We start from the raw sequence: 15,927 nt of genomic DNA on the forward strand, positions 1-15,927 counted from the left end.
TCTTATAAAAATCAAATCTGAGAAATTATGAAAAGAAGATTGTTTGTAAAAAATGTGAGTATAGCTTCGATAGGTATTTTAGCAATGTCTGGAACTGACGTATTGGCGAATACTACAGAAAAAGATAAAAGTACTGTCATCGATTTATTACCTCTTAGAAAGGTATCTAAAAAAATTGTTTTACAAGGAGCAATTTTAGATGCAACTACTTTAAAACCAATTGAGAATTGTAAAATGTCTGTTAAAGCTAAAGCAAATCGACTTTTTAACTCAACTCAAGATATAGTAACCTCTAACGGTGATTATGCTATTGTATCTGGTTTTACCGATGAAGGCAAAATAAGTAAAAAAGTTAAAGTTGAAATTACGGCTACAGGATACAAACCCTATACAGGATATATCTATTTGTCTACCAGCGGTTGTAACTTACATAGTGACGAATGGAATTACAACAAAAATTTCGACTATAATGATTGTCCAAAAAACCAACATTTAGAAAACGAAATAGCTTCTTTTTTCAATTTTAAATTGGTAAAATAAAATATTTTCAGATACAAACTAAATACTTAATAAAATGAAACAAAAAATTACATTGCTCTTAGTAATGGTACTTTTTGGTGTTTTTAACCTTCATGCACAAACACAGTTTTGGAGTGATACGTTCGAAGACGCTGGAGCACCATCAAACGGAACACGAAGTCCGGAAAATGAATCCAGTACTGGTTCTCCGGCTACTGCTTATTTTTTCAGAACAAATAATGCGGGTATACAAACCATGTTTTCACCTGGTGGATATCTAAATTTGGAAGGTGCAAAATTTTGGGCAGGTGAAGATCATGATACACCACTTGGAGGCGGACAAGAAGAACAAGAGATCAATTGGACAGGAATTAATGTAAGTGGTAAAACTGGGCTTTCATTCAGAGGTTATTTCGCCGCAAACAATATCAACGCAGCTTTTGAAAACGCAAACGGTAGTTTAGGAGGTTCGCATACCGATTATGTAATTGTTGAATATCGATTCAATGGTGCCGGGGCTTATACCAGACTTTTGGCATTTTTTGCTAATAATGCTACTAGTCCAGGAACGGATAATAAAGCATTAGCATTAGATACAGATGGTGATAGTGTGGGAAATACGCCAATATTATCGGGCACTTTCGCTGATATCCAAGGCAACATCGTCGGAACTGGGAATACCCTTGACATCCGAATTAGAGCCTATTCAAATGGTACTAATGAAGAATGGGCCATAGATAATTTTAGATTATTTGAAACCCCTGCTTGTGTTGCGCCAACAATAACTGCACAACCTGCAAATAGAAGTATTTGTAATAATGCAAATACAACTTTTGCGGTTACTGCTACAGGTGCTACTGGATATCAATGGCAGGTAAACACAGGAAGCGGATTTACAGACATAACCAATGGTGGTGTGTATTCAACCGCGACAACAAATACTTTAACCATAACCGGCGCAACTTCAGGTATGAGTGGTTATTTATACCGATGTGTAACCTATAATGGTCCATTAACCTGTTTCACAAATTCAAATTCGGCAACACTTACTATTTCGGTACCTTCGTTAACCAACGCAAGCCAAACCAACATAGCTTGTAACGGCGGATCCAATGGTGCGGCACAAGTTAATGCAGCAACTGGTGGAATTGGGCCATACACTTACAATTGGACACCAGGAAATCCAACTGGAGATGGAACTACGAACGTATCTGGTCTAACAGCAGGTACTTGGACGTGTACTGTAACCGACGCTATTGGATGTACAGCCTCAACTAACTTTACTATTACACAACCTACAGCTTTAGTATTAAATGCTAGTTCTCAAACGAATATCGCATGTAATGGTGGTTCGACAGGAGCGGCTGCCGTAAACGCAGCTACAGGTGGTGCGGGTGGATATACTTACAACTGGACTCCAGGAAACCCTACAGGTGACGGAACAACTTCTGTAACCGGATTAACAGCGGGAACTTGGACGTGTACTGTTACTGATGCCAATGGTTGTACTGCAGCTAGAAACTTTACAATTACACAACCTCCTTCTCTTTCGCTAACAGCAAGCTCACAAACGAATATTGCTTGTAATGGTGGTTCGACAGGAGCGGCTGCGGTAAACGCAGCTACAGGTGGTGCTGGTGGATATACTTACAACTGGACTCCAGGTAACCCTACAGGTGATGGAACAACTTCTGTAACTGGTTTAACTGCGGGGACATGGACGTGTACTGTTACCGATGCCAATGCATGTACAACAGCGATTAACTTTACAATTACTCAGCCTACTTCTTTAGTCTTGAATGCAAATACTCAAACTAATATATCTTGTAATGGTGGATCAAATGGATCAGCATCTGTAAATACAGCTACAGGTGGTGCTGGTGGCTATACATACAACTGGACCCCTGGAAACCCAACAGGTGATGGAACAACCTCAGTATCTGGATTATCTGCTGGTACTTGGACGTGTACGGTAACCGATGCTAATGGTTGTACTACCGCTAGAAACTTTACCATTACCCAACCGACTGCTTTATTGTCATCTGCGGCTTCACAAACCAATGTATCTTGTAATGGTGGATCGAACGGTTCAGCTTCAATAAATACACCTACAGGTGGTGCTGGTGGATATACTTACAATTGGACTCCTGGAAACCCAACAGGGGATGGAACAACTTCTGTATTTGGATTATCGCCAGGCACTTGGACGTGTACAGTTACTGATGCTAACTCTTGTACAACAGCGGTTAACTTTACTATTACACAACCAACAGCTTTATCGGCTACTGCGGCTTCACAAACCAATGTTTCTTGTAATGGCGGATCGAACGGTGCAGCTTCAATTAATCCTGTATCTGGTGGTGCTGGTGGCTATACTTACAACTGGACACCAGGCAATCCAACAGGTGATGGTACAACATCTGTGACTGGTCTAACTGCCGGCACATGGACATGTACTATTACCGATGCGAACTCTTGTACAACAGATGTAAACTTTACAATCACTCAACCAACAGCTGTTGATGCCAGTGTAACGCAATCTGCTGGTATATTAACCGCAACTCAAAATGGTGCGACCTATCAATGGTACAGTTGTCCTAATACATTGCTAACTGGAGAAACAAATCAAACGTATACTCCTTCTATTGTTGGCGATTATAAAGCTGAAATCACTTTCGGTGGCTGTACCGTTACCTCAAGTTGCATCACCGTAACTACGCTAGACACGGATGATTTTAATTTATTTGATAAGTTCAAAATGTATCCTAATCCAAACAATGGAAGTCTTACTATTGAAACAGAAACCGATGGGAATTTTGTAATTGTAAATCAATTAGGTCAAATTGTAGAAAGTTTTACTGCAAAAGCAAATGCTAGAACAACGATCAATATTGAGAAACTAAGTGATGGAACTTACTTTGTTAAAGGAAACAAAGGAACAAACATTCCAACAAAGAAATTAGTTATAAAGAAATAACTAATCCTTAAATACTAAATTATAGGCCGTAGTATTACGGCCTATTTGTTTATATAAAGTTGGTAATAATAATTGGCTTTGTAAGTATCTCCAATGGCATTGTAGGCCATAAACAAGCAATTTAAAGCTTGTTTTTGATTTGGATTTAAAGCATATGCTTTTTCAAAAGCTGTAATAGATTCTTTGAAACGACTCGATATTGCCAATGCATTACCATAATTCAACCACATTTGGGAATGATTGGGTTCTTTTTTAAGTCCTTCATCAAAAACAGTGATTGCCTCATTGTATCGTTTCAAATTAAAAAGCGCAGTTCCATAAAAATTATACGTATTAAATGAATCCGATTTAGTTGAAATACATTTTTTATATGCTATAATGGCCTTTTCATAATCCGACTTCATAAAGTAGATGTCTGCTAAATTTCCAAAAAGTGTTGTATCATTTGGATCAATTGCTATTGCCTTGCTAGTGCATGTATAAGCGTTATCGTAATCTTTAATTCTATAATAACAAACTCCAAGGTTAACCAATGTACTTTTATCGTTGGGATCAATACGTAACGCTCTAGTATAATATTCAATAATTAAAGGCAATTGTGATTGCTGATCGGAAACATCTTCTGGTAACTGTGTAAAAAAGGCTGTAGCATAATTAAAGTTTACTCTTGCACTGTTTGGAGCATGATGGATATCCGAAGTGAAAAGCGTATGATTCGATTTCCAATCTTTATTTCTTTGAAAAGTATGTATAAAGAAAGTCAAAAACAGTAAACCAAAGCCTAAAATTAATTTTCCACTATTCGTATCATTTTGCAACTTTTTAAAGCTATGAAAAACTATAAAAACCAAAGCGATACAAATCCCTAAAACTGGAGTATACAATAACCTGTCTCCGATAGTAGTACCAATCAACAGTAGTATATTTGTGGCTAAAACAATCGTTACAAAAAAGAAAATAATACCAAACGAAATCTCAGTACATTTCTTTCTATAAAACCACGCAATCACTAATAATAGAAGAAATACCAACACACTTCCTAAGAAAGGCAACGAAAAAAAACCAACACACGGAATTTGATTGAAGGAATAATCATAACTCATATTCATTGGAAAAAACGAATTACAGATATACCGTCCTAAAATGGTAAAACCAGTCGCTATTTGTGTTAGCGGGTCAGTACACGCAACTAAAGAATTGTCCAAATACGTATATTGTATTTTTGGGAATGGTGATGAATTGATCACCAATTGATGACCAACTAACCAACTGATCGTTACAACTACATGAGGCAAAATAGATTGAACTACTTGTTTAGTATTCTTGAATTGACTCCAGAATAGAATAGCCAAAATCGGTAGAAATAAAATTCCCGCTTCTTTGGATAGTAAACTAAAAAGGAAGAAAACAACAGAAAGAATTTTCCAATACTTCTCTTTCCTGCAGAATAAACCATATACTGTTAAAAGAAAAAAGAACAGACACAAAATCTCATCTCTACTTTTTATATTGGCAACTACTTCTGTATGTATTGGATGTACAGCAAAAAGAATGACAATAATAAATGAAATCCAATACGAATAATTTTTAAAAAAGTGTCGGAGTACTATAAACAACAACACATTGTTCAACACATAAAATAGTACATTACTAAAATGGTGTATAAAAGGAGAATTAGGCATCAATTGCCATTCAATAGCAAAAAAGACCAATGACATTGGTCGGTACAAACCACTATTGGAATTCCAATAGCCTTGCCAATAAAAAGTGGTAAAAATATCTTTAATTCCAAGAATTCCATTTTTTACAAATTTATTTTCCTGAATTACAGCAATATCATCCAAAACAAAACCATGTGCCAAAGTATTCGCATACAAAGCAAAAGAAACAATCCCAACCGCCCAAAGCATCCATGAATAGGATTTTTGCGTTGTTTTCACTTCAACAGTATCTTTTGAATGTATTTTCTTTTTCTCAGCCATATCAAAATAGTTTAGTATAAAATAGTAGAATTATAATTTTAGAAGTCCATATTTAATGATACAATAGATTGCACGAAATCCATCTTTCCAGGTAATTTTTTTGTCTTCCTGGTAGGTTCTGCCGTAATACGAAATCCCTACTTCATAAATCCGAATATTCGGAATTCGTGCAATTTTAGCCGTAACTTCAGGTTCAAATCCAAAACGCTTTTCCTTCAATTGTAACGATTTCAGAACATCGGCAGAAAACATCTTATAGCAGGTTTCCATATCCGTTAAATTCAAGTTGGTCATCATATTGGACAAAAACGTGAGAAACTTATTCCCTACGGTATGCCAGAAAAACAAAATCCGGTGTGGTTTACTTCCCATAAATCGAGAACCATAAACAACATCGGCAAATCCGTCCAATAAGGGTTGAAGAAGTATACTATATTCTCTGGGATCGTATTCTAAATCAGCATCCTGAATGATAATATAGTTCCCGGAAGCTTCACTAATGCCTTTATGAATTGACGCTCCCTTCCCTACATTTTTTTCATTTGAAAAATAGCGTATATTGAGATGTGTATTTTCTTGAAGATAGTTTCGAAGTAAGCTATCTGAGGCATCCGAAGAACAATCATTAACGACAATAATTTCTTTTTCAATCGCTTGTCCTAAATCAACAAGTTCAATTTTTTCTAGAATTTTTAGAATCGTTTTTTCCTCATTATAAACAGGAATTATAATTGATAAAACAGTAGTCATTTAATTGTTCATTGAATTCATAGGAAACCTAATTTTCCACTAAAATACAATTTTAATTATCCAATCAACAATATTCTTTTTAACCAGTAGAGTAGAAATTGTACTACAACAATTCCTCTTTGTGATGAAATACAAGAAAAAACTCAAAGAATTCTATTCTTCCCTTTTCCTAAATAAAAAAGCTGTTCTTTATCAGGAACAGCTCTTTATCGTATTTTTTAAAAAGGAACATCACTATCATCATCATCAAAACTATTCATGTTGCTTCCAAAAGCTTCATTAGGAGTTGGAAGATTGGGTGTAATGAACGGATTTGAATCGTCTAGATTCATTTTCGATGGTAAATCGTCGAATACAGTTCCGAATTCATCCAAATTGTCAAACTTTCCTAAATGGCCTAAGAACTTCAATCGGATATTTTCCAAACTACCGTTACGGTGTTTTGCAATGATAAACTCAGCCTGACCTTGGGTAGGTGAACGCTCATCGTCATCCCACTCGTCAATTTTATAATATTCCGGACGATAAATAAATGATACAATATCGGCATCCTGCTCAATCGCTCCCGATTCACGTAAGTCAGAAAGTAATGGTCGTTTACTCGATCCACGGGTTTCTACCGCACGGGATAACTGTGAAAGTGCAATTACAGGAACATCCAATTCCTTCGCTAATGCTTTTAAGTTTCGAGAAATAGTCGAAATCTCCTGTTCACGGTTTCCTCCTCCTTTTCCACCTCCACCGGCAGTCATTAACTGAAGATAATCGACAATGATCATCTTGATATCATGCTGCGATTTCAAACGACGCGCTTTTGCACGTAAATCGAAGATAGATAAAGATGGGGTATCATCAATGAACAAAGGCGCTTTTTCCAAGTCACGTACTTTCACTGACAACTGTTCCCATTCGTGTTTTTCCAACTTACCGGTTCTCAATTTTTCCGATGACAATCCGGTTTCCGAAGAAATCAAACGGGTAATCAACTGTACCGAAGCCATCTCAAGAGAGAATACTGCCACAGCGTTACCAAATTGAATCGCCATATTACGCGCCATTGATAAGACGAAAGCCGTCTTACCCATACCGGGACGCGCTGCAATAATAATCAAATCGGAAGGTTGCCAACCCGAAGTTACTTTATCTAAAGCATGAAAACCTGTCGCAACACCACTCAATCCTTCTTTTCCGGCAATTTGCTCAATTCTCTTTTTCGCCTGAATCACCAAACTTTGTGCCGTTTCAGAACTACGTTTGATGTTTCCTTGCGTTACTTCATACAACTTCGATTCTGCCTTATCCAACAAATCAAATACGTCCGTGGACTCGTCATAGGAATCTTCAATGATTTCAGAAGAAATCTTGATCAAACTACGTTGGATATGCTTTTGAAGTATAATTCTGGAGTGGAATTCAATATGTGCCGAAGAAGAGATCTTCTGCGTCAACTGAATCAGATAAAAATCGCCACCAGCTAAATCCAGTTTCGCCATTTTCTTTAATTGGGCGGAAACTGTTAATAAGTCAATAGGCTGTGAATCATTAAATAAGGTTACGATTGCTTCAAAGATATACTTGTGAGCATCCTTATAAAAGGCATCCGGCTGCAAAATATCAATAACTTCATCTACCCCTTTTTTATCAATCATCATAGCGCCCAACACCGCTTCCTCCAAGTCGAGAGCCTGTGGTGGTAACTTTCCTTTTTCTAAGTTGATAATAGTGGTTTTATCAACTTTTACAGGGTTAATATTCTTGAGATTTTCCATAATGCAAAAATACACCTTCTGTGCCTAAAACGGTTCAAAAGGCTATCGTAAATGTGTGAACAAATTTTTGTTGAAAACTATATTTTTCTGTTGATAACATAAAAAAAATCCGAAACCATAGGGCTTCGGACTTTATCTTAATTTGTAAGAATTTTACTCGTTGAACTGCCCCATCTTGCTGTATTTATCCATTCTTTGTGCAATCAAATCAGCTGTTGATAAGTCTTTTAATTCATTAAATCCTTTTAAAACATATTCTTTAACGGTTTTAAAACCGGTTTCTTTATCTCTGTGAATTCCTCCAAGTGGTTCTGGTACAATATCATCAATTAGCTTATGCTCTTTCATATCGACTGGTGTCAATTTCAAAGCTTCAGCAGCTTGCTCTTTGTATTCCCAGCTTCTCCACAAGATTGAAGAACAAGATTCTGGTGAAATTACAGAATACCATGTGTTTTCCAACATTAATACTCTATCTCCAACACCTATTCCTAAAGCTCCTCCAGAAGCACCTTCACCAATAATTACGGTAATAATAGGCACTTTCAAACGAATCATCTCTAAGATATTACGTGCAATAGCTTCTCCTTGTCCTCTTTCTTCTGCTTCCAATCCAGGGTAAGCTCCAGGAGTATCTACTAAAGTCAATACCGGAATATTAAACTTCTCCGCCATTTTCATCAAACGCAACGCCTTACGATACCCTTCAGGATTCGCCATACCGAAATTACGCAACTGACGCATTTTGGTGTTGATTCCTTTTTGCTGACCGATAATCATGAACGATTGTCCGCCAATTCGGCCTAAACCTCCTACCATGGCTTTGTCATCTTTCACTCCGCGATCACCAAACAACTCTAAAAAAGTATTGTCTGTTAAACTCGCAATATGCTCTAATGTATAAGGTCTGTTAGGATGTCTTGACATTTGAACACGTTGCCATGCCGTCATGTTCGCGTATATATCTTTCTTTGTTTCTTCTAATTTTTTAGTGATTTGATCACAGGTCGTAGTAACATCAACATCGGATTCATGACCTATAACCTGACATTTCTCCAATTGTTCTTCTAGTTCCTTAATTGGTAATTCAAAATCCAAATATTCCATGAGATTTTTATTTTTTGTGTCTAATTATGAATGAACAAAGATAAAATTTCTAGTTGAGTTTAAAAGTATATTTTACGATATTATTACAAAACCAAAGTATTTCGCTAATATTCAATAATTTATACTTGCTTTTCCTTTTGTTTATTTTTCAAAAATCCATTCAATACGACTGTTGAAAGTATTATCAAGGCTCCAATATAAAACTGACTGTTCATTTGTTCTTTTTCTTCAAAAACCAACAAAGCCAATAGAATTCCATAAATGGGTTCTAAGTTGATGGTAAGCATTACAGTATACGGACTCAAATACTTCATTACCGCTACCGACGCAATAAACGCATACGCTGTACAGAACGAACTCAATATGAACAGATACATCAAATCTTCCCACGACAGCTTGAAAAAACCAGCGCTAAAACTCCCTCCAATCAATAAGAAGATCGAAAAAAACAAAACCCCACCCACCAATTCGTAAAATGAGATAATCGTTGGATTATACATCTGTGCGAACTTTCCATTAATCATCGAAAAGGAAGCCGATAAAAAGGCCGAAGTCAAGGCCAAAGCAATACCTTCTACATAATTACCTTCCACCTTAAAGATGAGATACAAACCCGCAATTACGATCAATCCGAACAATACTTCGTAACCAACAATCTTTCTTTTGAAAAAAATAGGCTCCAATAGCGATGCAAAAAAAGCGCCCGTTGACAAACAAGCTAATGTCACCGATACATTAGAAACCTTAATAGCTTCAAAGAAGGTATACCAATGCAAGGCTATGACCAGCCCGGCAAAAAGCAAAATGAGTATGGTTTTTAAAGGAAGTCGAACCGAAGTCTTTGTCAAATAAATATATACCAAGATAAATAAGGAAGCGAAAAGCATTCGATACCAAACCAAGGGTAAGGCATCTAACGTTATTAACGCTCCTAAAACCGCAGTAAACCCCCACACAAACACAATAAAGTGCAGATGCAGATAACTCTGTAAAACTTTATCTTTTGGCATTTTTAAGTAGATAATAGGCTAAAATCCCGAAAATAATATTAGGTATCCAAACACCCAATAAAGGGGAAAAAGTAGATTTCTCAGCAATCGTTCCGAAAATTTTATCCAAAAAGACATACGAAAACGCTACAGCAATACCAATAGCCAAGTTGATTCCCATCCCTCCTCTTCGTTTCATCGAAGAAACGGCTACTGCAATAATGGTTAAAATAAAAGCGGAAATCGGAATACTGTATTTACGGTATTTCACCACCAAATAACGATTGATATTCGAAGATCCTCGCTGTTTTTCTTTTTCTATGAATTTGTTCAATTCGGTCATGTTCAACGTCTCGGCAATGTAAATCACAGGCGTCAAATCGTCCATCTCAAAATTGAACTTCATTTTTTTCATGTTCTCCGTTACAATAGTATCGTCCAAGTCTCCTACTGTTCGCTTCATGTAATTCATTAATGTATAATCTTTCGTCTTGGGATTATACATAATCGACGATGCCGTTATCTTGTACAAAAGCTTTTCCTTATCAAACTTCTCATACACAAAGTTGTACCCTGTTTTGGCTTCCTGACTGAAATTACTGGCATAAATAAATTCAGTATCACTGATTTGACGATACACATCACTGGTTTGCCGCATCTCACTCCGACCGCCACCACGCAAATACATATACCTAAAGTTATTAAATCCATCACTCGCTTTAGGCACAAGGAAAAAACCCATCAACAATGCAAAAATTGATACGAGTGTCGCTCCAAAAATATAGGGGCGTAAAAATCGGCTGAACGATATTCCTGAACTTAAAATAGCTACAATCTCTGTATTATTAGCCAATTTGGATGTAAACCAAATTATGGATAAAAAGAGAAATATCGGAAATAATAAATTCGCAAAGTAGATGATGAAATCCAAATAATAAGCAGCAACCTTCGGAAAAGGTACTTTATTTTCTAAAATCCTATTGATCTTCTCAGATACGTCAACAGTAATCCCAATAGGAATAAATAACAATAACATAGTAGAGAAAGTCATAATATACCTTCTTAATATGTACCTGTCAATAATTGTCAGTTTAGAAAATAATTGCTTGAACATTATAATCGTTGGCTCATTTGTTTAACCATTTTTTCTTTCCATTCACGGAAATCTCCTGCTAAGATATGTTTTCTTGCCTCACGAACCAACCACATATAAAACCCTAAGTTATGAATGGTCGCAATTTGCTTTCCTAAATATTCGTCTGCTGCAAACAAATGACGTAAATACGCCTTTGTATACTCTACATCCACAAACGTATGCGCCATTTCATCAATAGGTGAAAAATCATCCGCCCATTTTTTGTTTTTGATATTAATCGTACCATGCGCCGTGAACAACATTCCGTTACGAGCATTTCTGGTTGGCATCACACAGTCAAACATATCAATACCTAACGCAATGTTTTCCAAAATATTGATTGGCGTCCCTACTCCCATTAAATAACGAGGTTTGTCTTTCGGAAGGATAGCCGTAACCACTTCTGTCATTGCATACATTTCTTCTGCTGGTTCTCCAACAGAAAGCCCTCCAATCGCATTACCAACCGCTCCTGCATTCGCAATATATTCGGCCGATTGTTGACGTAAATCTTTGTACGTACTTCCCTGAACAATCGGAAAGAAAGCCTGATTATAATCGTACTTCAATGGTGTTTTCTCCAAATGCGCAATACAACGATCCAACCAACGATGGGTCATATGCATTGAACGCTTAGCATAACGGTAATCACACGGATAAGGTGTACATTCATCAAATGCCATAATGATATCAGCTCCAATCGTACGCTGAATCTCCATTACGCTTTCCGGTGAAAAGAAATGATAAGAACCATCAATATGTGATTTGAATTTTACTCCTTCTTCTTTAATTTTTCGATTGGAAGAAAGTGAATACACCTGATAGCCTCCCGAATCGGTCAGAATGTTTCTGTCCCAATTCATGAACTTATGCAAACCTCCCGCTTTTTCCAAAATGGGTGTCTGCGGACGTAAATACAAATGGTAGGTATTTCCTAAAATGATATCCGGATTGATTTCCTCTTTCAACTCGCGCTGATGCACGCCTTTTACCGAAGCAACGGTACCAACAGGCATAAAAATAGGAGTCTCAATAACTCCGTGATCTGTAGTAATTTTACCGGCTCTGGCTTGTGTTTGCGGATCGGTGTGTAATAAATCAAACTTCATATAATGCGTTCTTCCTTAAATTTCGAAAGGCAAAGATAAGTTAATTCGTTAATTTGAAAATCAGTTCTTTTGAAAATTTAGGAATGTTTTAGTGTTTTATGGATTAATAAACAACAGCTGTTGAAAGCCAATAGCATCTGTTGCATAGCCTCCACAAACTATTGCAGAATGAACAACATCTATTGCAAAGCCAATATGTTTTATTGCAAAGCCAATATGTTTTGTTGCAAAGCCTCTGTAAACTATTGCAGAATGAATAACATCTGTTGCATAGCCAATATCTTTTGTTGCATAGCCTCTGTGAACTGTTGCAAAACCAATACAATCTGTTCCATAGCCTCCATGAACTATTGTGGAGCCAATATATTTATTGCGGAGCCTCTGTAAACTATTCTGGAATCAATATCATCTATTGCGGAACTCATGAATTACTCTTTACTAGTTACTAATCACTCACAAATTGTACAAAACTTTTGCCTATCGGAAAAATATAAAGTAATTTTGGACGCAAATAATTTATACGTATTCAAAATGTCTGACATTCAACAACTAACAAAATTTACAACACAGGTAAGAAGAGATATTCTTCGTATGGTGCATGCAGTAAATTCAGGTCACCCGGGAGGTTCTTTAGGGTGTGCAGAATTCTTCACAGTGCTTTACCAACATTTAATGGACAGAAAACCAGGATTCGACATGGACGGTATCGGAGAAGACATCTTCTTCTTATCCAACGGTCACATCTCTCCAGTTTTTTATTCGGTTTTAGCACGTAGCGGCTATTTCCCTGTAAAAGAATTGGCTACTTTCCGTAAGTTAAACTCTAGATTACAAGGTCACCCAACTACTCACGAAGGTCTACCGGGTATCAGAATGGCTTCTGGATCGCTTGGACAAGGTTTATCTGTTGCAATTGGTGCAGCACAAGCTAAGAAATTGAACAAAGACAACCATTTAGTATATGCTTTATGTGGTGATGGTGAATTACAAGAAGGTCAAAACTGGGAAGCAATCATGTATGCTTCTGCTAAAGGGGTAGACAATCTGATTGCTACTATCGACTTGAACGGTAAACAAATCGACGGTACTACTGACGAAGTATTGAACATGGGTAGCGTAAAAGCTAAATTCGAAGCTTTCGACTGGGATGTTGTAGAAATCAAAGAAGGAAACAGTATCGAAGCGATTATTGCCGGAATGACTCACGCTAAATCATTATCAGGAAAAGGAAAACCAGTGTGTGTATTATTACATACTGAAATGGGACATGGTGTAGATTTCATGATGCATACTCACGCTTGGCACGGAAAAGCGCCTAACGATGAGCAATTGGAAAAAGCATTGGTTCAAAACCATTTAGAAGACGAAATCGATTATTAAGAATTAGGAGTTACGAATTTTAAGTTATGATTTTGACTGTAACTTTTAATTTTTAAAACACTTCAATCATACATTGAATATGAAAAAATATACAAATCAAGGAAGTAAAGATACCCGTTCCGGTTTCGGAGCTGGAATGACAGAGTTAGGTCAGAAGAATGAAAATGTTGTTGCACTTTGCGCCGATTTAATCGGTTCGTTAAAGTTTGACGACTTCAAAAAAAATCATCCTGAGCGTTTCTTCCAAATTGGAATCGCTGAAGCAAACATGATCGGTATTGCTGCCGGTTTAACCATTGGTGGTAAAATTCCTTTCACAGGTACATTCGCTAATTTCTCTACAGGACGTGTATACGATCAAATCCGTCAGTCTGTAGCTTATTCTGATAAAAACGTGAAGATTTGTGCTTCTCACGCTGGTTTAACTTTAGGTGAAGATGGTGCAACACACCAAATCCTTGAAGATATCGGCTTGATGAAAATGTTACCGGGAATGACTGTAATCAACACATGTGATTACAACCAAACCAAAGCAGCTACTATTGCTTTGGCAGATCATCACGGTCCAGCTTATTTACGTTTCGGTCGCCCGGTTGTTCCTAACTTCACTCCTGCTGACGAACCTTTCGTAATCGGTAAAGCAATTCTATTAAACGAAGGAACTGATGTAACTATCGTTGCAACCGGACATTTAGTTTGGGAAGCTTTAGTTGCCGCTGAAGCTTTAGAAGCAAAAGGAATTTCTGCAGAAGTAATCAACATCCACACCATCAAACCTTTGGATGATGAAGCTATTTTAAAATCAGTAGCTAAAACAGGATGTGTAGTTACAGCAGAAGAACACAACATCTTAGGTGGTTTAGGCGAAAGCGTTGCTAGATTATTAGCACTAAACACGCCAACTCCACAAGAATTTGTTGCTGTAAACGATAGTTTTGGTGAATCTGGAACTCCAGAACAATTGATGGAAAAATACAAATTGAACAACCAAGCAATTGTTGAAGCTGTTGAAAAAGTAATCAAAAGAAAATAATTCACAACGAATTTACTTCATAAAAAAATCCGCTCAATGAGCGGATTTTTTATTTTATATTAGTCTGATTATCTCCTAATCACTGTATCTGGATCCATGTAATTCTTAATACCGTCATTATCCTCATCACCCCATTTCTCTTCAGCAGAAATCAAACCATCATTATCATCATCATTATCCAAGTAATTAGGTTTTCCATCACTATCGGTGTCAATACTTACACCATTTGGTCGTTCCTCTTTTGTAGAATAGCTATCCCCATCATCATCAAAATCTCTATAATCTGGCCTTCCATCATCATCAGTATCATCATCCACCGTATTGGCATCTACACCTTCTACAACTTTAAATTTCCCATCACCATTCAAATCTTCCAAATAAGAATCGATACCATCAAAGTCATGATCCACTCTATTAATATGTTTCAATTGAACAGAAAATACCATTGGCGAATAGGAAGGAATAGTTCCAGAAGACGAATAATATCCTAATCCTGAAGGAAGGAAAAAGATACCTGCTCCAAAATTATCATAGGAAATAACACCCGTACCCGAATCATGAGAATATGTTCCGGATTTAAATAACGGCAACATTTCTTTCCAACCATCAACTACCTGATCCAAAGAAAACCAAATTGGGTTTTGTGCCTGATCAAATTGTTGACCCGTAATAAATTCATCATATGTTTCAGGACTCGTACCCTTAGCCACTTTCTTTTTATAAAGATATTCTCCTCTATAAGAAACAAGTGTAGAATCCACACGTGATGGATTAGTTCCAGTGCCTTGTCTAAATTTAACGTAATATACTTTATACTTTACTTTATGTACTAAATTATCAACAACCAAAGAATCAATAGGATATTCAGTCTGTTTAAAAATAGGCAAACTATCAGGCCCATGCGTTTTAATTCTAGTAAACTCAACTTCAAAAGTAACAGGATCCACTTTCATGAAATGATTATTCATATACTCCCTGATGCTTGTCGAATCCTTTTTATATTGTACATCATACGGCTCGGGCTTTGCCCCATTAGAATCATCATCCTTGTTACAAGAAAAAACAAATAATCCGGCAGTTACTACCAATATTGTCTTAAAAAATCTACTCATTACTTTAATTTTAATGCTCGCAAGATACAATTTTGATTTATTTTTGCTTTAAATTTTAACGTAGT

The 15,927-nt window shown here is 36.6% G+C and carries 12 protein-coding genes; 4 read left to right on the top strand and 8 right to left on the bottom strand.

The window, feature by feature from the left end:
• The first annotated feature begins 27 nt into the window (after nt 1-27).
• Both ACFO7M_RS00100 and ACFO7M_RS00105 read left to right on the top strand, forming a co-directional pair.
• Nucleotides 28-540, top strand: a complete 513-nt coding sequence (locus ACFO7M_RS00100) for a hypothetical protein (RefSeq protein WP_379715060.1) — start codon at nt 28-30, stop codon at nt 538-540.
• A 34-nt stretch (nt 541-574) separates the two neighbouring features.
• On the top strand, nt 575-3,496 hold the full coding sequence (locus ACFO7M_RS00105; protein WP_379733271.1) for a T9SS type A sorting domain-containing protein: 2,922 nt from the start codon (nt 575-577) through the stop codon (nt 3,494-3,496).
• A 41-nt stretch (nt 3,497-3,537) separates the two neighbouring features.
• On the opposite strand, the gene ACFO7M_RS00110 is transcribed toward ACFO7M_RS00105, so the two are convergent.
• The 7 genes from ACFO7M_RS00110 to tgt all read right to left on the bottom strand — a co-directional run bounded on the left by ACFO7M_RS00110 (nt 3,538) and on the right by tgt (nt 12,337).
• Nucleotides 3,538-5,478 carry a tetratricopeptide repeat protein gene (locus ACFO7M_RS00110; protein ID WP_379733273.1) on the bottom strand — a complete coding sequence of 647 codons (1,941 nt, stop codon included), beginning with the start codon at nt 5,476-5,478 and terminating at the stop codon, nt 3,538-3,540.
• 30 nt (nt 5,479-5,508) lie between these two features.
• The gene (locus ACFO7M_RS00115) at nt 5,509-6,228 is read right to left on the bottom strand and encodes a glycosyltransferase family 2 protein (protein ID WP_379733276.1); all 720 of its coding nucleotides are present in this window, start codon (nt 6,226-6,228) and stop codon (nt 5,509-5,511) included.
• Nucleotides 6,229-6,446: 218 nt separating this feature from the next.
• On the bottom strand, nt 6,447-7,997 hold the full coding sequence (gene dnaB, locus ACFO7M_RS00120; protein WP_379715068.1) for a replicative DNA helicase: 1,551 nt from the start codon (nt 7,995-7,997) through the stop codon (nt 6,447-6,449).
• Nucleotides 7,998-8,150: 153 nt separating this feature from the next.
• Nucleotides 8,151-9,104 (bottom strand): acetyl-CoA carboxylase carboxyltransferase subunit alpha, encoded by a 954-nt coding sequence (locus ACFO7M_RS00125; protein WP_379733279.1) that lies wholly within the window; start codon nt 9,102-9,104, stop codon nt 8,151-8,153.
• A 119-nt stretch (nt 9,105-9,223) separates the two neighbouring features.
• Nucleotides 9,224-10,114 (bottom strand): DMT family transporter, encoded by an 891-nt coding sequence (locus ACFO7M_RS00130; RefSeq protein WP_379733281.1) that lies wholly within the window; start codon nt 10,112-10,114, stop codon nt 9,224-9,226.
• Entirely contained in the window at nt 10,101-11,207 is a 1,107-nt protein-coding gene (locus ACFO7M_RS00135) for an LptF/LptG family permease (protein ID WP_379715074.1), read from the bottom strand. The genes ACFO7M_RS00130 and ACFO7M_RS00135 overlap by 14 nt, the downstream gene beginning before the upstream one ends.
• On the bottom strand, nt 11,207-12,337 hold the full coding sequence (gene tgt, locus ACFO7M_RS00140) for a tRNA guanosine(34) transglycosylase Tgt (protein ID WP_379715076.1): 1,131 nt from the start codon (nt 12,335-12,337) through the stop codon (nt 11,207-11,209). The genes ACFO7M_RS00135 and tgt overlap by 1 nt, the downstream gene beginning before the upstream one ends.
• Before the next feature lie 531 nt (nt 12,338-12,868).
• On the opposite strand from tgt, the gene ACFO7M_RS00145 reads away from it, so the two are divergent.
• Nucleotides 12,869-13,717 carry a transketolase gene (locus tag ACFO7M_RS00145; RefSeq protein ID WP_379715078.1) on the top strand — a complete coding sequence of 283 codons (849 nt, stop codon included), beginning with the start codon at nt 12,869-12,871 and terminating at the stop codon, nt 13,715-13,717.
• A 79-nt stretch (nt 13,718-13,796) separates the two neighbouring features.
• Nucleotides 13,797-14,750 carry a transketolase family protein gene (locus tag ACFO7M_RS00150; protein WP_379715080.1) on the top strand — a complete coding sequence of 318 codons (954 nt, stop codon included), beginning with the start codon at nt 13,797-13,799 and terminating at the stop codon, nt 14,748-14,750.
• A gap of 68 nt (nt 14,751-14,818) precedes the next feature.
• On the opposite strand, the gene ACFO7M_RS00155 is transcribed toward ACFO7M_RS00150, so the two are convergent.
• Nucleotides 14,819-15,862, bottom strand: coding sequence for an FKBP-type peptidyl-prolyl cis-trans isomerase (locus ACFO7M_RS00155; RefSeq protein ID WP_379715082.1), 1,044 nt, complete (start codon nt 15,860-15,862; stop codon nt 14,819-14,821).
• Nucleotides 15,863-15,927 lie beyond the last annotated feature (65 nt).

The organism is Flavobacterium sp. GCM10023249 (genome assembly GCF_042653365.1).
Lineage (GTDB): Bacteria > Bacteroidota > Bacteroidia > Flavobacteriales > Flavobacteriaceae > Flavobacterium.

What these genes read in the sequence shown, in the direction of transcription:
- tgt (WP_379715076.1), bottom strand. Translation starts at nt 12,337, where the DNA reads ATGAAGTTTGATTTATTACACACCGATCCGCAAACACAAGCCAGAGCC.
- ACFO7M_RS00115 (WP_379733276.1), bottom strand. Translation starts at nt 6,228, where the DNA reads ATGACTACTGTTTTATCAATTATAATTCCTGTTTATAATGAGGAAAAA.
- ACFO7M_RS00150 (WP_379715080.1), top strand. Translation starts at nt 13,797, where the DNA reads ATGAAAAAATATACAAATCAAGGAAGTAAAGATACCCGTTCCGGTTTC.
- ACFO7M_RS00125 (WP_379733279.1), bottom strand. Translation starts at nt 9,104, where the DNA reads ATGGAATATTTGGATTTTGAATTACCAATTAAGGAACTAGAAGAACAA.
- ACFO7M_RS00130 (WP_379733281.1), bottom strand. Translation starts at nt 10,114, where the DNA reads ATGCCAAAAGATAAAGTTTTACAGAGTTATCTGCATCTGCACTTTATT.
- ACFO7M_RS00110 (WP_379733273.1), bottom strand. Translation starts at nt 5,478, where the DNA reads ATGGCTGAGAAAAAGAAAATACATTCAAAAGATACTGTTGAAGTGAAA.
- ACFO7M_RS00100 (WP_379715060.1), top strand. Translation starts at nt 28, where the DNA reads ATGAAAAGAAGATTGTTTGTAAAAAATGTGAGTATAGCTTCGATAGGT.
- ACFO7M_RS00145 (WP_379715078.1), top strand. Translation starts at nt 12,869, where the DNA reads ATGTCTGACATTCAACAACTAACAAAATTTACAACACAGGTAAGAAGA.
- ACFO7M_RS00155 (WP_379715082.1), bottom strand. Translation starts at nt 15,862, where the DNA reads ATGAGTAGATTTTTTAAGACAATATTGGTAGTAACTGCCGGATTATTT.
- dnaB (WP_379715068.1), bottom strand. Translation starts at nt 7,997, where the DNA reads ATGGAAAATCTCAAGAATATTAACCCTGTAAAAGTTGATAAAACCACT.
- ACFO7M_RS00105 (WP_379733271.1), top strand. Translation starts at nt 575, where the DNA reads ATGAAACAAAAAATTACATTGCTCTTAGTAATGGTACTTTTTGGTGTT.
- ACFO7M_RS00135 (WP_379715074.1), bottom strand. Translation starts at nt 11,207, where the DNA reads ATGTTCAAGCAATTATTTTCTAAACTGACAATTATTGACAGGTACATA.